The sequence below is a fragment of the Nocardia sp. genome (genome assembly GCF_025465275.1).
Classification (GTDB): Bacteria; Actinomycetota; Actinomycetes; order Mycobacteriales; family Mycobacteriaceae; genus Nocardia.
On the sequence record NZ_JAODNK010000109.1, the window covers coordinates 19,819 to 46,152 of the forward strand.

The window sequence follows — 26,334 nt, forward strand, 5'->3', positions numbered from 1 at the left end:
CCGGATGGAGCGAGCGGCGGGAGTCGAACCCGCGTATACGGCTTTGCAGACCGCTACCTAGCCCCTCGGTCACACCCGCATCGAGATCCACAGTGCCGGATGCGAGCAGGAGTGACCAGGGTTCGAATCAGCGTGATTTCTATCAGGTCAGGGGATGGCGGCCGGGTCCGGCGGGGGCGGTCCGTCCGGCGGGGGCGGCAGCGGGTCCAGCGGTGCGGGCGGGGGCTCCGGCGCGACGGGCGGCGGTTCCGGCGCGACCGTGGGAGTCGTTGTGAGCGACTGCGATTCGGGGATGGCATCGGGCCCCGGTGCGCCGGCGTCGAAGGCCGGCGGGCTGCTGGGGTCGATGGTCGGGTTGTCGCAGCTCGCGCCGACCTCCGGGTAGGTGTACTGGTTCTGGCGCAGCGCGACGATGAACTGAGCCACGCGCGGATCGCGCGGATCGCTCAGTTTCAGCTGGTGGCCCCAGGATTGCAGGGACACCGGGGTGTCCAGGCCCGGATACGGCGAAATGAGCATGTAGGGCTTGCCCACCACCTGATTTCGCAATACGGTCTGGCTGTCGGCGTCCAGGCTGCTGGGGTTGTAGGTGATCCACACCGCCCCGTGTTCCAGCGAATGCACGGCGTTCTCGGAGCGAATCGCCTGTTTGTAGACCACGCCGGTGCAGGGCGCCCACGACGCGTCGTGCGGGCCGCCGAAGGGCGGCGACTGCGTATAGGCGACACGCTGGGTGGCCAGCACATGCACTCCGGCGGGGAAATCCTTGCGCACAACACCGGCGATCCGGGTGGACGGGTCGTGGTCGTGGGCGGTCGGGGTGAATTCCGCCGCGGTCGCCGCGGCGGAGTCGCCCTCGGCGCTCCACGGCCACAGCACCGCCGCGGTGCCGACGGTGAGCACCAGGCCGACCAGGCCGGCCAGCAGCGGCATCCGATTGCGCTTGCGCGGTAGACGTTCCGGGAAGGGCACGCTGTACGGGCCCTGTATCGAGGGTGGGGCCGGGTCGAACTTCGGGCCGAGCGGGTTGGTCACGTACTGCCTCCTAATAGCGGCAAGACTACGACACCGAAAAAGGGCTCGGCGCGGCGGAAGTCGGGTCGGGGGCGTGCGATGATCGGTGGCATGTCTCGGCCACGTCCCCTGCCGCTCGATCCGATCGAGGAGGCGCATCGTCAGTGGACCGAGCACGGCTGGGGCGAGGTCGCCGACGGAATGGCGGCGGTCACCTCGCTGGTGCGGGCGCAGCAGATCGTCATGGCGCGGGTCGATGAGGCGCTGAAACCCTCCGGCCTCACGTTTTCCCGATACGAGCTGCTGATGCTGCTGAGTTTCAGCAAAACGGGTGCGCTGCCGATGGCGGTGGCCAGTGCCCGATTGCAGGTGCATCCGACGAGTGTCACCAATACCGTGGACCGGCTGGAGGCGGCGCAGCTGGTTAAGCGGGTGCCACATCCGAGTGACCGGCGGGCAACTCTTATCGAAATAACCGACGCCGGAAGGGAATCGGTGGCCGCGGCCACCACCCAGCTGAACCGGCAGGTGTTCGCGGACACCGGTCTGGCACCGGAGAGACTCCACTTACTGCTGCAATTACTGGCGGAATTCCGGCAGCGCGCCGGAGACTTCGACAGCGGTGGCTCGCCCACCCGCTGGTCCGGGCAGTAACCATCCAGCATCCAAGCAGCCAATTTCCTGCGTCATAGTCTTGGTTTCGGGCGCGAATAGGTTCACCATTGAGGCCATGGTGCTGGTCCTCGGGGTGTCAGCTGGCGCGGCGGGTGCGCGAGCCATGCTCACCCATTCCGACCAGCCCCATCTCCCCCCGATCGACCGGTGCAAGGTGCCGCGCCGCAGCGGTGGCGGTATGGAGGAGGGTGTTTTCGAGGCCATCCGCCTGATGCGTAAATCCGCAGGCCGGCGTGATGAATTCATTACCGGCATCGCCGTCACCTGCCGCTGCACCGCGCATGCCGAGGCGGTACGCACCACGGCCGGGCGCAATCGCCTCACCGTGATCGACGAGCAGGTCGCACAGCTGCGCTATCTACGTTTCACCGGCCGGCTACCGGCCGAGGGTTCGGTACTGCTGTACGACCTGGGCGCTTCCGGTCTCACTCTGACGCAGATCGACTGCCGCACCGATGCCATTCTGGCCAGCAAACGCAGTACCGTGCTCGGCGGCGACGGGCACGATGCGCTCCTACGCTGGCTGCTGGTGCGCGGCGGCGTGACCGTGGATCTGGCCACCAGCCGCCGCCACAAGGAAGCCCTGGCCAGCGACCGGGTGATCGCGGTCTGCGATCCGATCTCCGGGCACCGTGCCGTCATCACCCGCAGCGATTTCGCCGATCTGGTGTCCGCGGGCATTCACCACTCCGTCTCCTTCGTCCGGCAGATGATCGAGGAAACCGGTGTGCACCCGACGGCCATGGCACTACTGGGCGGCTGCACCCGCAACAAGAGCATTCGCGACGATCTGGAACAGCAACTCGACCTACCGCTGATCTACGATCCCGAACCGGAATTCGTCTCCACCCGCGGCGCGGTACTCCTGGCCGCCGAACGCCCCTCCGCCCGCCGAGTCCGAAGTGTCCGCTTCAATCCGGTCCCGGCCTTGCGCGCCAGCGCATCCGACACCCCGTCCCGGAGAAAACTGGTCGCCGCCATAGCAGTCACCGCCACCCTCGGCGGAACCATCGCCGGCGCACTGGCTTTCAACCACGACGGTGGCCATCCGGACGGCAAACCGCCGACAGTAGAGGTAGTCGGCCCGCCCAAACACAGCTGATCCGTCGAGGGGCCTAGCCGGCCGAAATCCAGCCCTCGGGACAGCATAGAAAAGTTCTCCCACCCGATCGGGATGGGAGAACTTTTGCGGCAGAACCGGTTTCGCCTACTTGTTGGTGAAGTCGGCCGGGCGCTTCTCGACGAAGGCGGCCATGCCTTCCTTCTGGTCGTCGGTGGCGAAGAGGGAGTGGAAGACGCGGCGTTCGAAGCGCAGGCCCTCGGTGAGGGTGGTTTCGAAGGCGCGGTCGACGGCTTCCTTGGCGATCATGACCGACGGGAGGGACATGGCGCCGATGGTTTCGGCCACCTCGAGGGCGGTGGCGACCAGGTCGGCGGCGGGGACGATGCGGGAGACCAGGCCCGCGCGCTCGGCCTCTTCGGCATCCATATTGCGGCCGGTGAGGATGAGGTCCATGGCCTTGGCCTTGCCGACGGCGCGGGTGAGGCGCTGCGAGCCGCCCATGCCGGGGATGACACCGAGCTTGATTTCGGGCTGGCCGAATTTGGCGGTGTCGGCGGCGATCAGCAGATCGCACATCATGGCCAGTTCGCAGCCGCCGCCGAGGGCGTAACCGGCGACCGCGGCAATGATGGGCTTGCGGAAGGCGACCAGGCGGTCCCAGCCGGCGAAGTGATCGGCGAGGAACATGTCCATATAGGACTTGCTCTGCATCTCCTTGATATCCGCGCCGGCCGCGAAGGCCCGCTCGGAGCCGGTCAGCACGACCGCGCTGATCTCGGCGTCGTTCTCGAGCTCGTCGAGAGCGGCCGAGATATCGGTGAGAACCTGCGAGTTCAACGCATTGAGGGCCTTCGGCCGGTTCAGCGTAATGAGGGCGACCCGCCTTTTGCGCTCCAGCAGAATGGTCTCGAAGTCGGGCCCGCCCGTCGCCCGGCCACCACCCCCCACTGAATCGCTGCGCGATGCAGTCATTCTTGTTCTCCTCCAGATCGCTTACGGATATCGGTGACGATAGCCGAGAAATCCTTGCCCGCTTCGTCCTGGTTGAAGCGGTTGTAGATCTGCGCGGCCAGCAAACCGATCTGCCCGTCGACACCATTGCTCTGCAGAGCGTTCGCGGCCAGGCCCAGGTCCTTGGACATGAGCGCCGTGGCGAAACCGGGCTGGTAGTCGTTATTGGCCGGGCTGGTCGGCACCGGGCCGGGGACCGGGCAGTACGAGGTGAGCGCCCAGCTCTGGCCAGATGCCGTGGAGACCACATCGAAGAACTTGTCGTGCGTCAGGCCCAGCTTCTCGCCCAGCACAATGGCTTCCGACAACCCGATCATGGAAATGCCCAGGATCATGTTGTTGCACACCTTGGCGGCCTGGCCGACGCCCGCGCCGCCGCAGTGCACAATCTTGCCGCCCATGACCTCCAAAATCGGGAGAGCAGCCGCGAAGTCGTCATCCGCGCCACCCACCATGAAGGTGAGAGTCCCCGCGACGGCTCCGCCGACACCACCGGAGACCGGAGCGTCCAGGGCCCGATGTCCCGCTGCCACAGCGAGTTCTGCGGCGGACTTGGCATCGTCGACGTCGATCGTCGAGCAATCGATGAAGAGCGTGCCCGGCTTGGCGGCGGCGAGCACGTCGTTGTAGAGGTCGAGCACAATGCGGCCGTTGGGCAGCATGGTGATGACGATCTCCGACTCCGCCACGGCCGCAACGGGTGTCGTGACCACGGTGGCGCCGTCCGCACGCGCCTGCTCCTGCGCGGCAGGCACGGGATCGAAGGCGAGGACCTCGTACCCGGCTTTCACCAGATTGGCGGCCATGGGTCCGCCCATGTGCCCGAGACCCAGGAATCCGACCTTCTTGTTCACGCTTGCTGAAGTGCTCACTGCTCGTCCTTCGGTGCGGCCAAACCCAATTCGCGATCTCCGAGGGCGCCGAAGTAGGCGTCCACCTCGGCGGCGGTGACCTCGGCGAGAGTCGCCGGTTGCCACTTCGGATCGCGGTCCTTGTCGATGACCTGGGCGCGAATGCCTTCCACCAGGTCGTGGGTGTTCAGCGAGGCGGTCGACACCCGGTACTCCCGGTTCAACACCTCTTCGAGACTCGCGGCTTTGCGCGCACTGCGCAGCGACCGCAAGGTGACCTTCAGTGCCACCGGGGATTTCGACAGCACATCCACAGCGGCCGCGGCCGCCTCGGGCCGGCCGTCGGATTCCAGTCGCGACACGATCTCTTCGACGGATTCGGCGGCGTAGCAGAAGTCGATCCAATCCCGCTGTGCCACAAACTCGGACACCGGGGCGGGCTGGGCGAACTTGGCGATGGCAACAGCCGCGTCGGTGGTGCGCAGCGCCTCCAGCAACGCCGGAATGTGCTCGGACGGCACGAAGGAATCGGCGAATCCGGCGGCAATGGCATCACCGGCGCTCATCCGCGCGGTGGTCAGCGCGATATGGGTGCCGATCTCACCGGGCGCGTGCGCGAGCAGGTAGGTGCCGCCCACATCGGGAATGAAGCCGATTCCGGTCTCCGGCATACCGACCTTGGAGCGCTCGGTGACAACCCGGTGGCTCGCGTGCCCGGAGAGGCCCACGCCGCCGCCCATGACAATGCCGTCCATAATCGCCACATACGGCTTGGCGTAACTGCCGATCAGCGCATTGAGGATGTACTCGTCGCGCCAGAACCGGCCACTCGGCGAGTCCGCCGCGATGTAGGGCGAATCGCCCTGTGCCACCGCATGCTCGGCGTCATTGTGAATGGCGACAATATCGCCGCCCGCGCACAGCCCGCGCTCCCCCGCGCCGGTGAGCACCACGGTGCGCACCTCGTCGTCGCCAGCCCAGGCGCGCAGTGCGTCCAGAATGGCCAGCGCCATCGGATGATTCAGCGCATTGATGGCCCGTGGCCGATTCAGCGTGATCAGGCCGAGCCCGTCCCGCTTCTCGAGGAGAACCTCGGCGGTATTCTCTGTTTCGCTCATGCTGCTCCTACCACAGAGCGGGCGACGACGACCCGCATGATCTCGTTCGTGCCTTCCAGAATCTGATGCACCCGAAGATCGCGAACGATCTTCTCGATCCCGTATTCGGCCAGGTAACCGTAGCCACCGTGCAGTTGCAGGGCCTTGTTGGCCACCTCGAATCCGGCATCGGTGGCGAACCGTTTGGCCATGGCGCAGAGCTCGACCTTGTCGTCGGCATCGGCGTCCAGGGCGGCGGCCGCACGCCACAGCAGGGTGCGGGCGGCCTCCAGAGAAGTGCGCATATCCGCGAGTTCGAATTGCAGCGCGGTGTTGTCGAGCAGCCGGGCCCCGAAGGCTTTGCGCTGCGCCATATAGGTGACGGTCTTGTCCAGCGCCGACTGTCCGCCGCCGAGCGAGCAGGCCGCGATATTCAGTCGACCGCCATTGAGCCCGTTCATAGCGATGCGGAAGCCATTGCCCTCGGCACCCAGCAGGTTCGAGGCGGGCACCCGGGCATTGTCGAGAATGACCGCCCGGGTGGGCTGTGCATTCCAGCCCATCTTCCGCTCGTTCGCACCGAACGAGAGTCCCGGCGTATCGGCGGGCACGATGAATGCCGAAATCCCGCGTGCGCCATTGTCTCCGGTGCGAGCCATCACCACGTACACGTCGGAGCTGCCCGCGCCGGAGATGAATTGCTTGACGCCGGTGAGCAAGTAGTCGTCGCCGTCACGAACGGCCTTGGTGCTCAAGGCCGCCGCATCGGAGCCGACACCCGGTTCGGTGAGTGCGTAGCTGGCGAGCAGATCCATGGAGGTCAGCCCGGGCAGCCACCGATTGCGTTGCGCGTCATCGCCGTAGCTGTCGATCATCCACGACGCCATATTGTGGATGGAGATATAGGCGGCAATGGTCGGGCAGCCGGTGGAGAGCTGCTCGAAGATGCGCACGGCATCCAGGCGCCGCAGCTGCGAGCCGCCCACATCCTCGCGAACGTAGATGCCGCCCAGGCCGAGCTGCCCGGCCTTGCGCAGTACATCGATCGGGAAGTGCTTGCGCTCATCCCATTCCAGCGCATTGGGCGCGAGCAGCTCGTCGGCAAAGGAGCGGGCGGTCTCGGTGATCGCCCTTTCGTCTTCGTCGAGTACGAACATGATCAGTCCATGGTCGGGATCACGAACGCATTGGCCGCGGAGCGGCCCGAAGAAACAGTCTCCTTGCCTCCCGCCGGCCAGCGCTGTGTCACCGTCTTGGTCTTGGTGTAAAAGCGGATCGAGTCCGGGCCGTGCTGATTGAGATCGCCGAAGCCGGACCGCTTCCAACCACCGAAGGTGTGGTACGCGATCGGCACCGGAATCGGGACATTGATGCCGACCATGCCGACCTGCACGCGCGCCGCGAAGTCGCGGGCGGTGTCACCGTCGCGGGTGAAAATGGCTACGCCATTGCCGTATTCGTGCTCGTTCGGCAGGCGCAGCGCCTCCTCGTAGTCCTTGGCGCGCACGATGGTGAGCACCGGACCGAAGATTTCTTCCTTGTAGATGCGCATATCCGCGGTGGCGCGGTCGAACAGTGTTGCCCCCGTGAAGAATCCGTCCTCGCCGCCCTCGACGACCAGACCGCGGCCGTCGATGACGAGCTCCGCGCCTTCATCGACGCCGATCTGCACGTAGTCGTTGACGCGGTCCACGCCGTCCTGGCCGACGAGGGGGCCGAAGTCCGCGCCCGGATCGTCGGAGAGACCGACATTGAGCTTGGCGATACGCTCGATGAGCTTGTCGCGCAGGCGATCCGCGGTCTCCTCGCCGACGGGCACGGCGACCGAGATGGCCATGCAGCGCTCACCGGCCGCACCGTAGCCCGCGCCGACGAGCTGGTCGGCCACATCGTCGAGGTCGGCGTCCGGCATGACGATGGCGTGGTTCTTGGCCCCGCCGAAGCACTGCGCGCGCTTGCCATTGGCGGTCGCGGTCTCGTAGATGTACTGCGCGATCGGGGTCGAGCCCACGAAGCCGACGGCCTTGATGCGGTCGTCGTGCAGCAGCGTGTCCACGGCCACCTTGTCGCCGTTGACGACGTTGAAGACGCCCGCGGGCAGTCCGGCCTGCAGGAAGAGCTCGGCCAGGCGCAGCGGCACCGACGGATCACGCTCGGACGGCTTGAGCACGAACGCATTACCGCAGGCCAGCGCGGGGCCGGCCTTCCACAGCGGGATCATGGCCGGGAAGTTGAAGGGCGTAATGGCCGCGACGACGCCGAGCGGTTGCCGCATCGAGTACACATCGATGCCGGTACCGGCGCTCTCGGTGTATTCGCCCTTGAGCAGATGCGGAATGCCGGTGGCGAATTCGATGACCTCGAGGCCGCGCTGGATATCACCCTTGGCGTCCGGGATGGTCTTGCCGTGCTCGGAGGACAGCAGCGCGGCCAGCGAATCCATCTCGTCCTGGACCAGGGTCAGGAACTTCATGAGCACGCGCGCCCGCTTCTGCGGGTTGTACGCGGCCCAGACCAGCTGAGCTTCGGCGGCATTGGCGATAACCGCTTCGACCTCGGCCTTACTGGCCAGCGGCACCCGTGCCTGCACCTGTCCGGTGCTCGGGTTGAAGACGTCGCGGAAGTTGCCGGACGTTCCGGGGACGTGCTGTCCGCCGATGAAGTGGGTCAGTTCGCGAACCATGCCAGTCCTGTCTCGATGTCGCCGTCGCATCACCGGTGCTCGATGCCGACTCCGCGCGTAGACCACGCGGTACTAGGCCACCATATAGTTGGACATCCTAGTATTTCCAGAGATGTTGCTGTGGCAGATCTCACGTCATATTTGATTTGACGTCCTACTATTGGGGTATCAACGGTACGGCCGCACAGGTGGAGGAACCCATGGCCGATCTGCACGTTCCGGTGAACCCGGTGCGCTTTGTGACCTCAGCGGCGCTGTTCGACGGCCACGACGCGGCCATCAACATCATGCGGCGGATTCTGCAGGCCCAGGGGGCCGAGGTCGTTCATCTCGGGCACAACCGGGCCGTGAGCGAGGTCGTGGACGCGGCGGTCAGCGAGGACGTGCAGGGCGTCGCACTCAGCTCGTATCAGGGTGGGCATGTCGAGTACTTCGAATATCTGGCGGCTGCGCTGAAGGAGGCCGGGGCCGGGCATGTGCGGCTCTTCGGCGGAGGCGGCGGGGTGATCGTCGCCGAGGAGATCGAGCGGCTGGCCGCCGCCGGGGTGACCATCTTCTCGCCCGAGGACGGGCAGCGGCTGGGCTTGCCGGGCATGATCAATCGGCTGGTCAGCGACTGCGATGTGGATTTGGCGCTGGCGCCCGCGCCCTTGGAGGCGGTGCTGAGCGGGGATCGGGCGGCGCTGGCTCGGACGCTCACCTGCCTGCAACAGGATGCGCTGCCCGCAGCGGATCTGGCGGAGCTCACCGCGGCGGCGGGCGCGCGGCAGGTGCCGGTACTGGGCATCACCGGCACCGGCGGCTCCGGAAAGTCCTCTCTCACAGATGAACTCGTGCGGCGTCTGCGCACCGATCAGCAGGACAAGCTGCGCGTCGCGGTCCTCGCGATCGATCCGACGCGGCGGCGCGGGGGCGGTGCGCTGCTGGGCGACCGCATTCGCATGAACGCCCTGGACGGGGAGCGGGTGTTCTTCCGGTCGCTGGCCACTCGCGGCGAGCGCGAACTGCCGCTGAATATCGATGCCATGGTGATCGCCTGCAAGGCAGCGGGATACGACCTGGTCATCCTGGAGACGCCGGGCATCGGGCAGGGCGATGCGGAGGTCGCCGAGCATGTGGATGTCTCGCTGTATGTGATGACGCCGGAGTTCGGCGCGGCCTCACAGCTCGAGAAGATCGACATGCTCGACTACGCGGATGTGGTGGCCATCAACAAGTTCGAACGGCGCGGGGCCGAGGACGCACTGCGGGATGTGTCGCGGCAGCTGGTGCGCAATCGCGAGGCGTTCCACGCGCTGCCCGAAGATATGCCGGTATTCGGCACCAGCGCAGCCACTTTCAATGATGATGGTGTGACAGCGCTGTATCAGCATCTGAGCGGTTTGCTCGCCGATCAGGGGTTGCCGCTGGCGCCCGGGGTGCTGCCCCGGGTGGACACCCGATCCTCCACCCGGTTCGCGCAGATCATTCCGCCGGCCCGGGTGCGGTATCTGGCCGAGATCGCCGACACGGTGCGGGAGTACCACTCCGAGACCGATCGGGAGATCGCGGCGGCGCAGCGGGTGCAGCGTTTGGAGCAGGTGCTGGCCGAACTGCCGGGCGGCCGCACCGGGTCGGCGGCGGCACGTTCGGATCGGTCCGAAGGTGCCGCCGCCAACACACCCGAGGACGCCGCCGCGAGTGCGCATTCCGTCGTGGCCGAGCTCCTGGAGCAGGCCCGGGCGCACCTGGCTCCGGGCAATGCCGCGCTGCTGGCGCAGTGGCCCGCTGTCGCCGAGTCGTATCAGGGTGCCGAGCAGGTGGTCCGGGTGCGGGATCGGGAGCTGCGCACCACCTTGCGACGGGAGACGCTGTCCGGCAGTTCGATTCCGCGGGTGGCGCTCCCCCGCTACACCGATCACGGTGAGCTGCTGCGCTTCCTGCGATCGGAGAATCTGCCGGGCCGGTTCCCATTCACCGCGGGAGTGTTCCCGTTCAAGCGGGACAATGAGGATCCGGCGCGCATGTTCGCGGGTGAGGGCGATGCCTTCCGCACCAATAAGCGCTTCCGGGTGCTCTCGGAACACGCTGACGCGAAACGGCTTTCCACCGCCTTCGACTCGGTGACGCTGTACGGGCACGATCCGGCCGAGCGGCCCGATATCTACGGCAAGGTCGGCACCTCGGGCGTTTCCATTGCGACGCTGGACGATATGAAGGCGCTCTACGACGGGTTCGATCTGGATGCGCCGAGCACCTCGGTCTCCATGACCATCAACGGTCCGGCGCCTACCATCCTGGCGTTCTATCTCAATGCCGCTATAGATCAAGCACTGGAACAGTTCTCGGCGGCGCAGGGCCGGGAGGCCACCGCCGAGGAGGCCGCCACGCTGCGCGCCGAGACCCTCGCCACCGTGCGCGGGACGGTGCAGGCCGACATCCTCAAGGAGGATCAGGGCCAGAACACCTGCATCTTCTCCACCGAATTCAGCTTGCGCATGATGGCCGATATCCAGGAGTGGTTCGTGCGCAACAGCGTTCGCAACTTCTACTCGGTATCGATCTCCGGCTATCACATTGCGGAGGCGGGTGCGAATCCGATCAGTCAGCTGGCATTCACGCTGTCGAACGGATTCACCTATGTGGAGTCGTATCTGGCGCGCGGTATGCACATCGACGACTTCGCGCCGAACCTCTCCTTCTTCTTCTCCAATGGCATGGACGCCGAATATTCGGTGATCGGCCGGGTGGCGCGGCGCATCTGGGCGATCGCCATGCGCGACAAGTACGGCGCCAACGATCGGTCGCAGAAGCTCAAGTACCACATTCAGACCTCCGGGCGGTCGCTGCACGCACAGGAGATGAACTTCAACGACATTCGCACCACCCTGCAGGCGCTCATTGCCGTTTACGACAACTGCAACAGTCTGCACACCAATGCCTACGACGAGGCCGTCACCACACCCACCGAGGAATCGGTGCGGCGCGCCTTGGCAATTCAGCTCATTATCAATCGCGAGTGGGGGCTGGCGATGAACGAGAATCCGCTGCAGGGCAGCTTCATCATCGATGAACTCACCGATCTGGTGGAGGAGGCGGTGCTGCGCGAATTCGACCGCATCAGTGAGCGCGGTGGCGTCCTCGGGGCCATGGAGACCGGGTATCAGCGCGGGCGCATCCAGGACGAATCCATGCTGTACGAGCGCCGCAAACACGATGGGAGCCTGCCGATCGTCGGCGTGAACACCTTCCGCAATCCGCATGCCGAGGAACACCGGGTGCTCGAATTGGCGCGCGGCACCGAGGACGAGAAGCAGTCGCAATTGCGGCGGGTCCGCGAGTTCACGCAGCGGCATCGCGGGGAGGCGCCGGCCGCGCTGGCCCGGCTGGCGGAGGCGGCGGGCAGCGACGAGAACGTCTTCGAGGTGCTCATGGACGCCGCGCGCGTCTGCACCCTGCAGCAGGTCACCGACACCTTCTTCACCGTCGGTGGCCAATACCGCCGCAATGTCTGACGCGTTTGTACAAGAGCCTGCCGGATCGGGCCGTTAGAGTCCGATCCGTGCAGGCAAAAGGAACTTTCAGCGTCAAGTCGTTCACGCCCACCGAGGTCACCCCGGACCCGGCGATCACCACCGGCGCACCCGTCGGCATCTCCCTGATGGAGAAGCTGTTCGAGGGTGAAATCGTGGGCCGGGCGGCAACGCTGTTCACCGCAGCCTTCGACCAGACCACCGGTGTGGGAACGTATCTGGCCATGGAGTCCTTCGAAGGCACCCTGAACGGCCGCTCGGGCGCATTCAACTTCGCCCACTCGGCCACCACGACCGGCACCGACCGCAGCGCCGCCTTCTTCGTCATCGTGCCCGGCACCGGGACCGAGGAACTGACCGGAATCACCGGCACCGGCGACATCAATATCGACGCGGACGGCACCCACAACATCGAGTTCGACTACGAACTCGGCTGACGAGCCCGCCCGACTGCAACCTCGGCGGAGGGCCCGCCCCGTCATCCCGGCGCGTTTTGGCCGGGATCCACACTGTCCACGCAGCACGGCGGGGTGTGGATCCCGGCCAAAAGCATGCCGGGATGACGGGGTTACGCGCCGGGATGACGTTCGAGTTCGTATCGCGTGCGGTCGCCGGGTGCGGCACGGCCGGTTCCTGCCCGGTGCCGAATCCGGCTCGCCGCGCCCCCATGCGTGGAACAATCCGCATCAGGCCGACCCGGACGGAAGGGACAAGATGGACCTTGCGGGAATGACTGTCGTCGATGCGCATATCCATCAGTGGGATCCGCTGACCACGCCGCGCGAATTCAGTGGGCTGGCGAAACTGTTCCAGCGCGTACCGGTGCCCATCGACTGGGCCAAGCGGCTGGCGCCGCGGCGGGATCGCGAATTCGTCGGTGACCCAGAACCGTTCGTGCACCCGTACCTGCCCGCCGACTATCGGACCGATGCCGGTGACGTGCCGGTCGAGGCGATTGTGCACATCGAGGTGGAGTGGTCCGGCAGTGGTCCGCTGGCAGCGGCCGAGGAGACCCGCTGGGTGGCGAGCCTGCCGTTCGGGGTGGATACGCCTGCCCTCGGCGCGATCATCGGCGCGGGCGATCCGGCGGCACCCGGGTTCGCCGAGTTGCTCGATGCGCATCAGTCGGCCTCACCGCTGTTCCGGGGCATTCGCACCCGCGTCGAATCGCATCCCGATCCAGGCGTGCGGGCGCACAACAAGACGCCGGGCGCACTCACCTCACCGCAATTCCTGGACGGCTTCGGCGCACTCGCGGAGCGCGGGCTCTCCTTCGAGGCCTGGGTGTATTCGCAGCAGCTGCCCGAGGTCACCGCACTGGCGCAGCGCTATCCGGACGCGACCATTGTGCTGAACCATCTCGGCACGCCCGCAGGCATTTTCGGGCCGGTCGGCAAGTTCACCGGCCACAATCCGGGTCAGCGCCGGGAGCTGTTCGTCCAGTGGCGTGACGACCTCACCGCGCTTGCCACCCATCCCAATGTGGTGGCCAAGGTCAGCGGGCTGATGATGCCCATCCTCGGCCACCCTGTCCCGCCGCGCGGCGCACCGACTCCGGTCCCCGTACTGCTGGAACGTATTTCACCGCTGCTGCAGCACGCCCTCGATGTCTTCGGCGCCGACCGCCTCATCTGGGGTTCCAATTTCCCCGTGGACAAACCGATTACGAGTATCGGTAATGCGGCCGAGGCGGTCGCCACCGCACTCACCGACCACGGCGCTGACGAGAAGGCCCTCGAACAGGTCTTCCGCGTCAACGCCCAGCGGATCTACCACGTCGACAATCTCTGAGACTCAGGAGCGGTTCCGTACCCGGTCGCCGGCTGCCACCGGTTTCGCGGGCCGCTTGCCGAGTGTGTCGAAGCGGTAGTGGTCCAGGTCGAAATGGCCTGCGCGCCAGAAACCTTCGGGAGTGGTCATGGGGCGCAACGGCACATCGCCGTTCTTGTCGAAATAGTAGCTGTTGGCCAGCGCGCAGCTGTCCTGCCAGAAGACCTGTGAGCCACGGCGATCCAGCATTTCCTGGAAGTAGTCGGCATTGGCTTCCTCGGTGACTTCGACGCGGGTCGAATGCCGGCGGCGAGCCTGCTCCAACAGGCGCAGAATGTGCCGGGTCTGCATTTCGATGAGGGCGAAGTACGAGGAACCGTTGTAGCCGTAGGGGCCGATAATGGTGAAGAAATTGGGGAAGCCCGGCACGCTGACACCTTCATAGGCCTGCAGCCTGCGCGTATCCCACCAATCCTCCAGGCGGGTGCCGTCGCTGCCGTGTAAGTCGAAGGTCGGCATATTGCCCGATTCCATGACCTTGAAGCCGGTCGCCATGATCAGCACGTCAACTTCATGGTGCGCAATGCCGGTACGCACGCCCGTTGCGGAGATCTCGGTGATCGGGTCGGTATCCAGGTGCACGTTCTCGCGATTGAACGTCTTCAGGTAGTCATTCGAAAAGGACGGACGCTTACAGCCGACCGCGTACTTGGGCGTGAGCTTCTCGCGCACCACCGGATCCTGCACCTGCTGCTTCAAATGCGCCAGGCCGGAGCGTTCACCGAGCTTCGCCATCGGCAGCACCTTGTAATAGTGGGCGGCCAGCGGGAAGGTCACCTCGACAAAGGCCTGGCTGAGCCAGCGAGTCAGCAACTGCCCGCCGGGGAGCCGCAGCATCTGCCGCACCGCCGGAGGCAGGGCCGCATCGGGGCGCGGCAGGCACCAGATCGGAGTGCGCTGGAAGACAACAAGATCGGCCACCTCCGGTGCGATCTCCGGAATGACCTGCACCGCGGACGCGCCGGTACCGATAATGCCCACTCGCTTGCCACGCAAATCCTGGTCGTGATCCCAGCGCGCTGTATGCATGGTGATGCCGGTGAAGCGTTCCACGCCAGGGATTTCCGCCGTCTTCGGCCGAGTCAGCACGCCCGTCGCACCGATGACAAAACGCGCGGTCAGCTGGTCCCCGTCGGCAGTCTGCAATCGCCACACATGCACGGTGTCATCGAAGTCGGCACGAGTGATGGTGGTGCTGAATCGAATACGCGGGCGCAGGCCGTACTTGCTCACGCAGTGTTCGGCATAGGCCTTCAGCTCGCTGCCCGGTGCGTACACCCGCGACCAATTGTGCTGCTGCTCGAACGAGAACTGGTAGCTGAACGACGGAATATCCACGCCGATACCGGGATAGGTATTCCAGTGCCAGGTACCGCCCACCCCGTCGGCGTCGTCGACGATCAGGAAATCGTCGAATCCCGCCTTGCGCAGGGCGATCGCGGTGCCGATACCGGAGAATCCGGCCCCGACGATAATGATCTCGTGGTCCACCACAGTGCTGTTCAAGGCATGTCCTCCGCGTAGATGATGCAGTCCACCCGATGCTCGACACCGTCCACGGTGCGAATGCCGAGCGGCGCCAGCCGGGCGATCGGCCAGGTGATGAGCAGGCAGTTCGGGTGCTGGAGCGCCCGGTAGTAGTGGTTGTGCAGCCGGACCCCGGCGGCGGAATCGGGGGTCAACTGCCGCCGCTGCCAGGAATCCCGCACCTGCACACGGAGATTCACGGCGGCGGTCCGGCGCAGCACCTCGTGGGTGAGCCGGCGCAGCGGCGTGATCGGCGACCACGGCGCGTTTTCCTCGGCGGGAGTGCTGCTGGGAAGCGGCGGTGCGGTGTCTGCAGGCAGTAGGCCGAGGAGATCCTCGGGCAGGCTGCGCAGTAATTGCCGCACACCGGGGACGGGCGGAGCCGGCAGTACCCACACCGGATCATGCTGGAACACAGTGACTCTGCGCGCCTGCGTGATGACGGCGGGCAGCACCCGGGCGACGGCGGGGCCGCCGCCCACAACCGCGACGTGCAGATCGGACAGGTCGTAGTCGTCACGCCAGCGGGTGCAGTGAATCTGCTGTCCGGTATAGGTTTTCGAGCCACGAACAGCGGAGCCCACGTCATCGCCGGGCACATGGCCGCGCCGGATCGGGGCGGTCATTTCGCCACCGGATCGAAGGTCAGGGCCTCCGACCACGACGGCGGCCTGCCCAGCACGCGGATCGGGAATCGATCGATGGCCTTGTTGAGCGCGTCATTGATCGTCTGGAACGGCTGAATGCGATTGATGGTCGCGCGGCCGTGCAGCCGCACCACATGGAAAAGCGGGATACGCCGGATACTCGGGCTGCGTTCGCCCGCTTTCTCGTAGCGCAGCACGGCATTCCACAGCTTCTGCTCGTCCAGACCCATCGCCATGATGTTGGCGGACATGCGGGACAGCAGCGGCGTGTACAGCAGGGCGCCGAGCATGAGACTGGGGCGCAGGGCGTATCCGGCGGTCTCGATGGCAATGCGGCGCATCGGTCCCGCGCCGAGCTGCTCCAGCACCTGAAAACCCACGGCGAGATGGCGGGATTCATCGCTGTTGATATGCCGGAACACCTCGTGGCAGATCGGGTCCTGCACCTCGTCGAGCAGGAATTTCACCAGTGCGCCGTCGAGTGCGCACTCCAGGGACGGGATGACGGTGCCGAGCACGGGCAGGGTCAGATCGTCGCCGAGCCGGTCCAGCAGTTCGATGACGAGCCGAATGTTCTTGTTGGGCACCGGCATGGCATCACCATCGAGCATGTCCCAGCGCCGCATGAGCGCCAGCTCGGCATTGGCGTGCTTCTGCTCCTCGGCGTGGAAGTAGCGGTAGATCTCCTTGAGCGGACCCTCCGGCGCACGCTTGGTCAGCGCCGCGAAGCCGCGCGCGCCGACGTGTTCTATCCACACCAGATCGGCCATGAAGGCCGCGAGCCGCGGCCGTTGCTCGGCGGTGATCAACTCGGCTCCCGGTGCGTCCCAGTCGATATCGACCAGGGCCCACTGCCGATCCTTGATGACCGTGAGCATGTCGGAATACGCGAACGCCATTGTTCAGCTCCTTCGTGCTTTACCGCACCAAACGCTCCAGTAATCCGGCGGCGCGGGTGTACTGCTGGGGCAGCAGTCGCTTGGACTGCCAGATCAATTTGGCTTCGAACTGCGGGACCACATACAGCTGGCCGTGGTCCACGGCATCGAGGGTGGTGCGGGCGATGGAGGCGGGTTCGCGGCCGGTCCAGCGCAGCAGGCGGTCGCCCCATTCGTCGAGGGCCTCGCTGCCGACCGAAACACCTTCGAGGATGTTGGTTTTCACGGCGGTCGGGCAGAGCACGGTGACGCCGACACCAGTGCCGGAGAGTTCGGCGGCGAGGGTCTCCGACAGGGCGAGGACACCCGCCTTGCTCACGTTGTAGGCGGCCATGCGGGGTGCGACGCCGAAGGCCGCAGCGGAGGCGACATTCACGATCGCGCCGTGCCCTGCCGCACGCAGTCTGGGCGTGAAGACATGGCAGCCGTGGATGACGCCCCACAGATTGATATCCAGGACCTGATGCCACTCGCTCAGCGGCGCATCGCCGATGACCTCGCCGCCGCGGCCGATTCCGGCATTGTTCACCACAATGTCGGCAGGCTTGCCGAACCACTGCTCGGCCGTGTTCGCGAGCGCCTCGACCTGCTCGATCCTGCTCACATCGCAGCTGGTATCGAAGGCTTTTCCGCCTGCGGCGGTGACCAATTCGACGGTTTCCCGGGCCCGCTCGGCATCGATATCGGAGCAGATCACCCGCCCGCCGCGGCGGCCGAGTTCGACCGCGAAGGCGCGGCCGATGCCGCTGCCCGCGCCGGTCACCACGGCATCCGCCTGCTGGGTGCGGCGGGAACCGCCGAAGGGATTGAGACGCATGAGAACTCCCGGATCAGTCCACCCGAGCGGTAAGTGGTGGCATCCGCCACAACTGGCCGCACCTGCCACCAATTAGGCGCGCGATGTGCCGAGATGTCAACGATGCACGTGCACAAACCGTCAGTCGGCGTCGAGGACTCTGTAGAGGGAGCGGAGCTGGCGGAGGCCGATTTCTGCGGTGCGTTCGTCCTCGGCGGTCATGCGGAGGGCCTGACGGAGTAGGATCGCGTCGAGATCTTCTGGAGCCGGGCGGAATTCGGGCTTAGGGAGCTTCGGGAGTTCGGTGTCCTCGCCGTAGAGATCACCGGAAGCCGCTGGGGCGCTTTCATTCTGGACGCTGCCGATCAGCGCATCCAGCTCGATGCCGCGCAGGGTGAGCAGATCTCGCGGGTGCTCGTCGAGGCGTTCGGCAATGATGTAGCAGACCGCCGCCACATGCTTGCAGGGCCAGCCGGGATCGGGGCAGGTGCAGGAGAAGTCCAGTTCCGAGGCGGTGTTCGGGAGCAGGAGCGGGCCGAGCGTGTGCGGCAGGGCGCCCGCGGCGATCTCGCCGAGCATGCCGGGGGTGGCGCGGACCAGGTCCACCAGTTCGTCGAGGCGGTCATCACGCAGCTGGCGGAGCGCGAGCACCGAGATGAAGGGGCGGGGCTGGCTGCCCTGCACCTCGGCGGCGACCGCGCCGGGCTCCATGCGGTAGCTGATCACCTGGCCGGTGCGGGCGTAGGAGCGACCGCGGGTGAGGCGGCCCTGGTCGGCGACCTGTTCGACGGCCCTCAGGAACGAACGGCCCCACCAGGTCTTGGCGAAGGCCGCGCCGCTGCGACTGCGCGCGGACACGCCGTCCTTGACCGGGCGGCGCTCGCCGAACTCACCGAAGTCGATATACGAGTTCATTCGCCGACGGCCTCCGCACCGAGGGCGAACAGCTCGCGCAATTCCTCGTCACCCAGTTCGGTAATCCACTTCTCGCCCGCGCCGACGGTCAGATCGGCGAGTTGGCGTTTGCCGTTCAGCATGTCGTCCACCCGCTCCTCGATGGTGTCCACGCACACCAGCTTGCGCACCTGGACATCCCGGCGCTGGCCGATGCGGAAGGCGCGGTCGGTGGCCTGGTTCTCGACCGCCGGATTCCACCAGCGGTCCAGGTGCACCACATGATTGGCGGCGGTGAGATTGAGTCCGGTGCCACCGGCCTTGAGCGACAGCAGCATGAGCGGCGGACCGTTCTCGTCCTCCTGGAATCCGGTGACCATGGCATCGCGGCGCTGCTTGCTCACCCCGCCGTGCAGGAACGGCACCTCCGTACCGAAACGCTCGGACAGGTACGGGGACACCAGATCACCGAATTCGGCGAACTGGGTGAAGAGCAGCGCCCGCTCACCATCCGCGATCACGGATTCCAGAATGTCTTCCACCAGCGCCAATTTCCCGGACCGGTGGTGGCCGCGCTTCAGCACCGCCGAACCATCCTTCAGATAGTGCGCGGGGTGATTGCACACCTGTTTGAGCCTGGTCAGCGCCGCGAGCACCGCGCCCTTGCGCTCCATACCCTCCGCGGATTTGAGCTTGGCCGACATATCGTCGAGCACCGCCTGGTACAGCGCAGCCTGCTCCACGGTCAGGTTGGCGCGCATGGTGATTTCGATCTTGTCCGGCAGATCGGAGATCACCGCCGGATCGGTTTTGACCCGGCGCAGCACGAACGGCGACGTAATGGCGCGCAGCCGGGCAACGGCATTCTCATCACGCTCCCGCTCGATCGGCACCGCGAATCGCGCATGGAATTCCGAGGCCTTGCCCAGCAGCTTGGGATTGGCGAAATCCATAATCGAGCGCAACTCTTCGAGCCGGTTCTCCACCGGAGTTCCGGTGAGCGCCAGGCGATGCCGCGCCGGCACCAGCCGCGCCGCCCGCGCCTGCCTGGTCCCCGCATTCTTGATGTGCTGCGCCTCGTCCAGCGCCACCCGCTGCCACCGCTGCCGCTTCAACTCCTCGACATCCCGGGCCAGCAGCGCATACGTGGTGACCACCAGATCCGAATCCGCCACCGCCGCATCGAATTCCGCCCCCGACCGCCGCCCCGGACCGTGATGCACCAGTACCCGCAGATCCGGCGCGAACCGTTCCGTCTCCCGCTGCCAGTTCCCGACCACGGACATCGGGCAAACCAATAGCGTCGGCCCGACCCCGGGGCCCGCGGCCGAGCCGCCGCCTTCGGCCACAGCGTCCACCGCCGCCCCGGCACCCGCAATCGTGGCGGTTTCGACCGCCTCGAATGCGCCCGATGATGCTGCCGCAGAGGCAGTTTCGCGTTCATGCACGAGTAACGCCAGCACCTGAACCGTCTTGCCGAGGCCCATATCGTCGGCAAGGATCGCGCCGCAGCCGAGGCGGCTCATGGTGGCCAGCCAGGCCAGGCCGCGCAGCTGGTAGGGGCGCAGCGTGGCCTTCAGGCCGATCGGCTCGGATACGGGGGCTGTCGTGTGCTCACCGTCGAAAAGCTCTGCGGCCCAACCGGTTGCGGAGATCTGCTCCAGCGGGACACCGATGGCCGGGTGCGCGGCGAGCTCCGCGAACAGCGCGCCGACACTCGTCTCGGTGCCGTCGGTGTGGCCCGAGACGTAGTCGGCGGCGACGGCGAGGGTGCGGTGATCGGCCTGCACCCACTCACCGCGCAACTGCACCAGATCCGATTTCGACCGCACCAGCCGCGTCATTTCGGCGGGCGTCAGCGTTGTATCGCCGAGCGCCAACTCCCAGCGGAAGGACACCAAACCGTCCAGCCCGACAGCGGATTCGGTGGCGGCGGGACTCTGCACCTGCAGGCGCAGGCTCGGGGCGGCAATGCGCCAGGCGCGCGGCAGCAGCAGTCGCACACCGGCGGACTGCAGTACACCGGCGCCGTGTGCGACCAGGTCCATGACCACTTCGGTCGGCAGGTACAGATCCATACTGCGGGCATCACCCGGCAGATCCCGCAGCCGCGGATACGCCAGCTTGGCGGCGGCCAACTTCTCCCCCGCGAGCCGCACCATATGCGGGTCACCGGGCAGCAATACCGGTTGCGGCGCTTCACCTTCGACGCGCAGGCACACCTCGAGCCGCCACAGCGCACCCGCTTCGACCGCATCCTCGGAATCCGGTTCCAGCAGCCGCAGCACCAGTTCCGGCTCATCAGCCGTCAGACTCGTGCGCCAATCCTCGAGCACCGCCGATACCCGATGTGACCCCGCATCCAGCGGCTCCGCATCCAGCAGCGCGATCAGCAGCGGATGCGAACGAGGCTGTGGCCCATCGGTAGCGGCAGCCTCGGGTGAGGGCGGCTGCCGGTGCGGCCGGGAGCCGCCCCGGTCCGCTCCGGCGACGTGCAACGACTGCAAGCGCAATCGAGCGCGGTCCAACTCGGTGTCCGCGGTCGATGGGGTGTCGAAATCGAGCATGCCGTCATCTGCCGCGCCGGTGCCTTCACGCGACGAGTAGCCGATCGGCACCTGCGCGGCCGTGCTCAGCAGCGCGGGCAGTTTGGGCATGAGGTGCAGGCGGGCGATCGGATCGGTGAGTTCGGCGGTGAGGTTGTCGAGCAGTTCCGCCGGCCGCCCCCCGACCTGGAGGGCGGCGGGCATGGCCACCGCGAGCTCGGCCAGCCAGGCACGCTGCCGCTGCCCGCCGACCAGCCGCCACCGCACCCACCATTCGCCGTCGTCACGGCGCACCTCCGGGACTATGCGACCTGCCCGCACCCAGCGCTCCACACCCCGCACCACATGCGCCAGATAGCGCAGATCCCCGGCCACCGCCTGCGCCGGAAGTTCCTGCAGCAGTACCGACGCCGCCGCCTCCGGGGCCAGCGCATGAACCCGGACCTGGACCTCCTCCGGCCCGTACGCCCCCGCGACCAGCACCTTCGCCTTGTGCCGGAACTTCACCGCCCGCACGATCGACCCCAGCGGGTCCGGCAGGGCGTCGGCATCGACCGTGTCACCGGCAGGGTCGTGCCACAGCACCAATCCCGACCCCGGCGACCACAGTCCGTGCAGCATCCGCCTATCCAATCAGCCCGGTCCGACAGCCCGATCAGCCCGCTCCGGCAAGTTCGATCGGCCGCATCGCCCGAATTGTGCGACCTTCGATTCGTAATCAGACAAATCACGAACCCTACCGGGTCTTTATTTCTGCCCGAATCCGGCACATACTGAGATAACCCCTGGTCACCGCATACGGCGGCCTCGGCTGTGCGTTTTGGCAGCCGCGTGGGGCGCACCCTGAAAATCCACCGCGACTCAATCCGGAGCCGTGGCAATATCGAGACCGAGGGAGGCAGTGAAGATGACGATCCTGCTCCAAGTGCTAGAGCAGTCCTTCACGCCGACGACGCCGTGGGAACGACGAAGATTCACATTCGTGGACACGACGAAAATCGTGGGGATGCGCCTGGACGGGCAATCGGGGGTGTGGCTCGATCTGTCCCGCCCCGGAGAATCCCAGCGACTGGCGCGCACCATGGAACCCCGTGAGGCCATCACCTTCCTGCTCACCACCTTTGCCAAGATCGCCGAATGCGAGGACCGCGGCGGCTCCTGGCTGATCGGCCATGACGGCACCCGACCGGCCTCCATCGCGGCCATGCGCTTCCCACCGCAGCTCACCGAGGCTTCGGCGGACGATCTGCTCGCGCACGCCTGGTCTTAGACAGACACCTTCGCACCCGCTCGCCGGTGATGATTCGACGGCGCGGCGGGTGCGAAGTGTTGCCGATGCGGGCTGTAGCCGGCTCGATCGGGTAGATCTAGGACGGTGCGGCCGCAGCACCGAATCCGCCTGATACCGAATCGACTTCCTGCCCGGCAGCGAAGCCGATCGGTGTGGTGCGCGGTGCTCGCGGTGGTGAGCGCCGTACTGCTCGCACTCACCGCGTCCGGGTGTTCGGTACTTCCCGGCCAGGTTCCGCCCGCGCCGGGCAGTCCCAGCCGCGCGCATCTGGAGGAGCTGCTGGCCAGTGCGCGCATGGTGCCCAAGCGAACCCGGCCCGGCGGCTACGAGCGCGGCTGTAAATCGGGGCAGGGCTGCGTATTCGGGCCGGCCTGGACCGACGATCACGACGGTCCGGGCGGACACGACGGCTGCGATACCCGCAATAATGTGCTGGCCCGCCAACTTTCGGCGACCGCCTTCCGGCCCGGCACCCGCAATTGTGTGGTGGTCGGCGGCACCCTCGACGATCCCTATACGGGGCAGCGCATCACCTTCGACAAGGTCGATGCCCGCGCCGTGCAGATCGACCATGTCTTCCCACTGGCCGCCGCCTGGGATCTGGGTGCGTCGAGCTGGACCCTGGAGCGCCGCATGCGTTTCGCCAATGACATCGACTACAACCTGCTCGCCGTCGACGGAAAAGCCAACCAGGCCAAAAGCGATCAGACCCCCGGCGACTGGCTACCGCCCGCCCGCGCCAACCGCTGCTTCTACGCCGGCAAATACCTCACCGTCGCCACCCACTACGACCTACCGCTCACCGCCGCCGACCGCACTGCCCTGCAACGCATCTCCCGAACCTGCCCATAACGATCAACGACGCAGCGAACCTTCCACCATCCGGCACGCCGCCCTTTCGTCATCCCGGCAGCCTGCCCTTCGACATCTCAGCAAGCGCCCTCCGCATTCCGGCACGCCGCCCTCCGCATTCCGGCACGCCGCACCTCGTCATCCCGGCACGCTTTTGGCCGGGATCCACAGCAGCCAGTCGTCAGGCGGGCTCAGCTCCGGTGGCGACCGGGCGCTTCGGGTCGTTGGACCACTGCGACCAGGAGCCCGGGTAGAGCGCGGCGTCGATACCGGCCGCCGCGAGTGCGGCGACCTGGTGGGCGGCCGTCACACCGGAACCGCAGTAGACGGCAACCGGGCCGTCACCCAATCCGGTGAAGCGCGAACGCAATTCGTCGAGAGGCTTGAAAGTGCCTGTGGCGGTGAGGTTTTCTGACGTCGGTGCACTGATCGCACCTGGAATATGCCCCGCGCGTGGGTCGATGGGCTCGACCTCACCGCGATAGCGTTCGCCCGCCCGGGCATCGAGCAGTACACCGTTCCAACCAGCGGTCGCATCGGCATCGAGCACCGGCATGCCGCCGGGGGTCAGGACCACATCGCCGGGTTCGGGATCGGACTCTTCCCCGGCAATCACCTTGCCGCCTGCGCGTTCCCAGGCCGGGAGTCCGCCGTCGAGGATGCGCACCTGCGGCACCCCGGCCCAGCGCAGCAGCCACCAGGCGCGCGCCGCGGCCATACCTCCGGTCGCGTCGTAGGCGACCACCGTGTCACCGGTGCGCAGACCCCAGCTGCGCGCACACTTCTGCAGGTGCGCGAGCTCGGGCATGGGATGACGGCCCTTGGCAGGCGAAGGCGGGTCGGCCAGTTCGGTTTCCAGATCGACGAAGACCGCGCCGGGAATGTGCCCGTCCAGATAGTGCTGCGGTCCGTCCGGATCACCGAGCGCCCATCGCACATCCAGTAGCCGGACCCGGGAATCCCCGGTGGCGAGCAGCTCTCGCAGCTCCTCGGCCGAGATCAGCACCGCGCTCAAGCCAACTCCTTTTCGCAGAAACCCCCACGCCGGAACACACTCCCCACCCTACGCAGCACCCTCCCGCACCGCAGCCGCGCTCCCTGACTCGGGCTGCACCGTCCCGGCCGCCGAATCCGCCGAGTGCGGCAAACCCGAATCCGCCCCACGCGGCAGTCCCGAGTCCGCCGCCCCCGGCCGTCCCGAGTCCGCCGCCCCCAGCCGTCCCGAATCCGCCGACCCCAGCCGTCCCGAATCCGCCGCCCCCAGCTGCGCTGAATCCGTCGCGCGCGGCTGTTCGGGGAGCGGACGCAACAGCCAGCGGACCACCAGCCCGGCCACCAGGGCCCAGAACGCGCCGCCGATGCCCAGCAGGGTGACGCCGGAGGCGGCGACCAGGAAGGTGAGCGCGGCGGCCGAGCGGTGTTCGGGCGGAGTGAGCGCGGAGGTCAGGGCTCCCGCCAGCGTGGCTATAAGAGCCAGTCCCGCAACGGTTTCCAGCACACCCCTGGGTGCGGTCGCCACCAGCGTCACCAGCGCTCCGGACGCCAAGGCCAGCAGCAGATACATACCGCCTGCCGTCGCGGCGGCAATCCAGCGGCGTTTGGGATCCGGATGCGCGGACGGTGCGGCCGAGAGGGCCGCGCTGATGGCGGCCAGATTGATGGCGTGCCCGCCCGCCGGTGCACCGAGAACGGTCCCCAGCCCGGTGACCGCCATGGCCGCCCGCCACGGCACCTTGTACCCGAGCGAGTTCATGACCGCGGTGCCCGGAATATTCTGTGCGGCCATGGTGACGATGTACAGCGGTACCGCCACCCCGATCAGCGCCTGCCAACTCCACTGCGGCACCGTCCATTCGATGCGGGGCGCCATGGCGGCGACATTCAGGTGGCGGTGCGTGACCGCGATATCGATGCCCGCGCCGACCGCCGCCACCGCGAAGGCCGCGAGCACCGCCCAGCGCGCCGCGAACCGCTGCAGCACCAGCCAGGTGACGATCACCGGAACCACCACGGCCGGACTCACGGTCAGGGCGTGCATAGGCGCCAGGCACAGCGGCAGCAGCACGCCGGCCAGCATGGCCTGCGCGATCTCGACCGGAATCGCCGCGATCAGCGCGCCGAGCCGCTGCCAGAAACCGGTCAGCACGATCAGCAGGCCCGCCACCACGAAGGCGCCGACCGCGGCCGGCCAGCCGCCTGCGACCGCACCGGTGCTCGCCAGCAATGCCGCGCCCGGCGTGGACCAGGCCAGCGTGATCGGCATCCGGTAGTGGCGGCTCAGAAGCAGCATGCCCACGCCCTGGGTGACGCAGACGGCGAGCAGTCCCGAAGCCGCCTGTGCCGCAGTCGCTCCCATGGCGGTCAATCCGCCGAGCACCACCGCGAAGGAACTGGTGAAGCCGACCAGCGCGGTGACGATGCCGGCACCGATGGGCTGCCCGATCCCCGCCGCGGGCGCGGTCCGGGCGGCCGGAGTGTCGGCGGTAGTAGTGCTCATCGGGTCATGGTCCCGGTCCAGTAGGCCCGCGGTCGCCAGCCAATCTGCCGAAACTGGACTGAATTTCGCGCTACTGGCCCGAGTTACTGTTCCCGCCGGCGAGGCGATCGAGCAGCGGGGTGGTGCGCGGACCGACGAGCGAGCGCATGATCAGGGCCATATTGGTGCGTTCCACACCCGGAATCTTGAGTATGTGCCCGGCGATCCGGTAGAGATCGTCAGCGTCCTGGGCCACCACGCGGGCCGTCAAATCGGTGGGACCGGTCATTCCGCAGACCTCCGTGACCTCCGGAATCCGCGCCAATTCGGCCACCACAGCGTCCAATTTGTGCTGATCGACGACTACGGCCACGAAGGCTGCCAGCGGATAACCGAGAGCCCGCGGTTCCACCCGCCGCTCGAAGCTGGCCAGTACCGCGTTCGCTTCCCATCTGGCCAATCTGGCCTGGACGGTATTGCGGGAGAGGCCGAGTCGCGCGGCCAGTTCCACCCCGGTCGCACGGGGGTTGGCCACCAACTCCAGCAACAGCCGGGCATCGGTGGCGTCCATCGCCCCGGCAGCGGGTTCATTACTGGACATGAAACGCAGTATGACACGCCGAGCGGGCCA

Annotated in this window: 22 protein-coding genes and 1 tRNA gene; 7 read left to right on the top strand and 16 right to left on the bottom strand. The window is 66.8% G+C overall.

Going from position 1 to position 26,334, the window contains the following annotated elements; genetic code table 11:
• Nucleotides 1-5 precede the first annotated feature (5 nt).
• Nucleotides 6-79 (bottom strand) — tRNA-Cys (locus JWN03_RS24880).
• 68 nt (nt 80-147) lie between these two features.
• Nucleotides 148-1,035, bottom strand: a complete 888-nt coding sequence (locus JWN03_RS24885) for a DUF3105 domain-containing protein (protein WP_297619693.1) — start codon at nt 1,033-1,035, stop codon at nt 148-150.
• A gap of 90 nt (nt 1,036-1,125) precedes the next feature.
• On the opposite strand from JWN03_RS24885, the gene JWN03_RS24890 reads away from it, so the two are divergent.
• Nucleotides 1,126-1,668, top strand: a complete 543-nt coding sequence (locus JWN03_RS24890; RefSeq protein WP_297619696.1) for a MarR family winged helix-turn-helix transcriptional regulator — start codon at nt 1,126-1,128, stop codon at nt 1,666-1,668.
• Nucleotides 1,669-1,744: 76 nt separating this feature from the next.
• Nucleotides 1,745-2,791 carry a hypothetical protein gene (locus tag JWN03_RS24895; protein WP_297619699.1) on the top strand — a complete coding sequence of 349 codons (1,047 nt, stop codon included), beginning with the start codon at nt 1,745-1,747 and terminating at the stop codon, nt 2,789-2,791.
• A 105-nt stretch (nt 2,792-2,896) separates the two neighbouring features.
• On the opposite strand, the gene JWN03_RS24900 is transcribed toward JWN03_RS24895, so the two are convergent.
• Genes JWN03_RS24900 through JWN03_RS24920 form a run of 5 tightly spaced genes read right to left on the bottom strand, consistent with a single transcriptional unit; the run spans nt 2,897 to nt 8,394 of the window.
• Complete coding sequence (locus JWN03_RS24900; RefSeq protein WP_297619702.1) at nt 2,897-3,724, bottom strand: enoyl-CoA hydratase; 828 nt, start codon at nt 3,722-3,724, stop codon at nt 2,897-2,899.
• Nucleotides 3,721-4,617 (bottom strand): 3-hydroxyisobutyrate dehydrogenase, encoded by an 897-nt coding sequence (gene mmsB, locus JWN03_RS24905; protein ID WP_441343054.1) that lies wholly within the window; start codon nt 4,615-4,617, stop codon nt 3,721-3,723. The genes JWN03_RS24900 and mmsB overlap by 4 nt, the downstream gene beginning before the upstream one ends.
• 14 nt (nt 4,618-4,631) lie before the next feature.
• Entirely contained in the window at nt 4,632-5,732 is a 1,101-nt protein-coding gene (locus JWN03_RS24910) for an enoyl-CoA hydratase/isomerase family protein (RefSeq protein WP_297619706.1), read from the bottom strand.
• Nucleotides 5,729-6,868, bottom strand: coding sequence for an acyl-CoA dehydrogenase family protein (locus JWN03_RS24915; protein ID WP_297619709.1), 1,140 nt, complete (start codon nt 6,866-6,868; stop codon nt 5,729-5,731). The genes JWN03_RS24910 and JWN03_RS24915 overlap by 4 nt, the downstream gene beginning before the upstream one ends.
• A gap of 2 nt (nt 6,869-6,870) precedes the next feature.
• The gene (locus JWN03_RS24920) at nt 6,871-8,394 is read right to left on the bottom strand and encodes a CoA-acylating methylmalonate-semialdehyde dehydrogenase (protein WP_297619713.1); all 1,524 of its coding nucleotides are present in this window, start codon (nt 8,392-8,394) and stop codon (nt 6,871-6,873) included.
• Between the two features lie 146 nt (nt 8,395-8,540).
• Here JWN03_RS24920 and icmF point away from each other — a divergent pair, with 146 nt between their 5' ends.
• The 3 genes from icmF to JWN03_RS24935 all read left to right on the top strand — a co-directional run bounded on the left by icmF (nt 8,541) and on the right by JWN03_RS24935 (nt 13,697).
• Complete coding sequence (gene icmF / locus JWN03_RS24925) at nt 8,541-11,888, top strand: fused isobutyryl-CoA mutase/GTPase IcmF (RefSeq protein WP_297619716.1); 3,348 nt, start codon at nt 8,541-8,543, stop codon at nt 11,886-11,888.
• 47 nt (nt 11,889-11,935) lie between these two features.
• A complete protein-coding gene (locus tag JWN03_RS24930; RefSeq protein ID WP_297619718.1) occupies nt 11,936-12,343 on the top strand; it encodes a DUF3224 domain-containing protein in 408 nt (135 codons plus the stop codon).
• A gap of 292 nt (nt 12,344-12,635) precedes the next feature.
• Nucleotides 12,636-13,697 carry an amidohydrolase family protein gene (locus JWN03_RS24935; protein ID WP_297619720.1) on the top strand — a complete coding sequence of 354 codons (1,062 nt, stop codon included), beginning with the start codon at nt 12,636-12,638 and terminating at the stop codon, nt 13,695-13,697.
• Between the two features lie 3 nt (nt 13,698-13,700).
• Here the strand turns inward: JWN03_RS24935 and JWN03_RS24940 are convergent, their stop codons facing one another.
• From JWN03_RS24940 to JWN03_RS24965, 6 genes are all read right to left on the bottom strand, one after another.
• The gene (locus JWN03_RS24940) at nt 13,701-15,230 is read right to left on the bottom strand and encodes a flavin-containing monooxygenase (protein WP_297619781.1); all 1,530 of its coding nucleotides are present in this window, start codon (nt 15,228-15,230) and stop codon (nt 13,701-13,703) included.
• A gap of 8 nt (nt 15,231-15,238) precedes the next feature.
• Nucleotides 15,239-15,889 (bottom strand): hypothetical protein, encoded by a 651-nt coding sequence (locus JWN03_RS24945; protein WP_297619722.1) that lies wholly within the window; start codon nt 15,887-15,889, stop codon nt 15,239-15,241.
• Nucleotides 15,886-16,809, bottom strand: a complete 924-nt coding sequence (locus tag JWN03_RS24950; RefSeq protein WP_297619724.1) for a ferritin-like domain-containing protein — start codon at nt 16,807-16,809, stop codon at nt 15,886-15,888. Before JWN03_RS24950 ends, JWN03_RS24945 begins: the two co-directional genes overlap by 4 nt.
• 19 nt (nt 16,810-16,828) lie before the next feature.
• Nucleotides 16,829-17,665, bottom strand: coding sequence for an SDR family NAD(P)-dependent oxidoreductase (locus tag JWN03_RS24955; protein WP_297619726.1), 837 nt, complete (start codon nt 17,663-17,665; stop codon nt 16,829-16,831).
• Between the two features lie 120 nt (nt 17,666-17,785).
• Nucleotides 17,786-18,559 carry an SWIM zinc finger family protein gene (locus tag JWN03_RS24960; RefSeq protein WP_297619728.1) on the bottom strand — a complete coding sequence of 258 codons (774 nt, stop codon included), beginning with the start codon at nt 18,557-18,559 and terminating at the stop codon, nt 17,786-17,788.
• Nucleotides 18,556-21,705 (bottom strand): DEAD/DEAH box helicase, encoded by a 3,150-nt coding sequence (locus JWN03_RS24965; protein ID WP_297619730.1) that lies wholly within the window; start codon nt 21,703-21,705, stop codon nt 18,556-18,558. The genes JWN03_RS24960 and JWN03_RS24965 overlap by 4 nt, the downstream gene beginning before the upstream one ends.
• A gap of 286 nt (nt 21,706-21,991) precedes the next feature.
• Here JWN03_RS24965 and JWN03_RS24970 point away from each other — a divergent pair, with 286 nt between their 5' ends.
• Nucleotides 21,992-22,354, top strand: coding sequence for a hypothetical protein (locus tag JWN03_RS24970; RefSeq protein ID WP_297619732.1), 363 nt, complete (start codon nt 21,992-21,994; stop codon nt 22,352-22,354).
• A 195-nt stretch (nt 22,355-22,549) separates the two neighbouring features.
• Nucleotides 22,550-23,227, top strand: a complete 678-nt coding sequence (locus JWN03_RS24975; RefSeq protein ID WP_297619734.1) for an HNH endonuclease family protein — start codon at nt 22,550-22,552, stop codon at nt 23,225-23,227.
• Nucleotides 23,228-23,408: 181 nt separating this feature from the next.
• Here the strand turns inward: JWN03_RS24975 and JWN03_RS24980 are convergent, their stop codons facing one another.
• From JWN03_RS24980 to JWN03_RS24990, 3 genes are all read right to left on the bottom strand, one after another.
• A complete protein-coding gene (locus JWN03_RS24980; RefSeq protein WP_297619737.1) occupies nt 23,409-24,242 on the bottom strand; it encodes a sulfurtransferase in 834 nt (277 codons plus the stop codon).
• Nucleotides 24,243-24,290: 48 nt separating this feature from the next.
• The gene (locus tag JWN03_RS24985) at nt 24,291-25,724 is read right to left on the bottom strand and encodes a benzoate/H(+) symporter BenE family transporter (RefSeq protein ID WP_441343052.1); all 1,434 of its coding nucleotides are present in this window, start codon (nt 25,722-25,724) and stop codon (nt 24,291-24,293) included.
• A gap of 70 nt (nt 25,725-25,794) precedes the next feature.
• Entirely contained in the window at nt 25,795-26,304 is a 510-nt protein-coding gene (locus JWN03_RS24990) for an Lrp/AsnC family transcriptional regulator (protein WP_297619741.1), read from the bottom strand.
• Between the last annotated feature and the right edge of the window lie 30 nt (nt 26,305-26,334).

Coding starts and splice junctions, on each gene's coding strand:
- JWN03_RS24890 (WP_297619696.1), top strand. CDS start 1,126: ATGTCTCGGCCACGTCCCCTGCCGCTCGATCCGATCGAGGAGGCGCAT.
- JWN03_RS24895 (WP_297619699.1), top strand. CDS start 1,745: ATGGTGCTGGTCCTCGGGGTGTCAGCTGGCGCGGCGGGTGCGCGAGCC.
- JWN03_RS24900 (WP_297619702.1), bottom strand. CDS start 3,724: ATGACTGCATCGCGCAGCGATTCAGTGGGGGGTGGTGGCCGGGCGACG.
- JWN03_RS24910 (WP_297619706.1), bottom strand. CDS start 5,732: ATGAGCGAAACAGAGAATACCGCCGAGGTTCTCCTCGAGAAGCGGGAC.
- JWN03_RS24915 (WP_297619709.1), bottom strand. CDS start 6,868: ATGTTCGTACTCGACGAAGACGAAAGGGCGATCACCGAGACCGCCCGC.
- JWN03_RS24920 (WP_297619713.1), bottom strand. CDS start 8,394: ATGGTTCGCGAACTGACCCACTTCATCGGCGGACAGCACGTCCCCGGA.
- JWN03_RS24935 (WP_297619720.1), top strand. CDS start 12,636: ATGACTGTCGTCGATGCGCATATCCATCAGTGGGATCCGCTGACCACG.
- JWN03_RS24945 (WP_297619722.1), bottom strand. CDS start 15,889: ATGACCGCCCCGATCCGGCGCGGCCATGTGCCCGGCGATGACGTGGGC.
- JWN03_RS24950 (WP_297619724.1), bottom strand. CDS start 16,809: ATGGCGTTCGCGTATTCCGACATGCTCACGGTCATCAAGGATCGGCAG.
- JWN03_RS24955 (WP_297619726.1), bottom strand. CDS start 17,665: ATGCGTCTCAATCCCTTCGGCGGTTCCCGCCGCACCCAGCAGGCGGAT.
- JWN03_RS24960 (WP_297619728.1), bottom strand. CDS start 18,559: ATGAACTCGTATATCGACTTCGGTGAGTTCGGCGAGCGCCGCCCGGTC.
- JWN03_RS24965 (WP_297619730.1), bottom strand. CDS start 21,705: ATGCTGCACGGACTGTGGTCGCCGGGGTCGGGATTGGTGCTGTGGCAC.
- JWN03_RS24970 (WP_297619732.1), top strand. CDS start 21,992: ATGACGATCCTGCTCCAAGTGCTAGAGCAGTCCTTCACGCCGACGACG.
- JWN03_RS24985 (WP_441343052.1), bottom strand. CDS start 25,724: ATGAGCACTACTACCGCCGACACTCCGGCCGCCCGGACCGCGCCCGCG.
- JWN03_RS24990 (WP_297619741.1), bottom strand. CDS start 26,304: ATGTCCAGTAATGAACCCGCTGCCGGGGCGATGGACGCCACCGATGCC.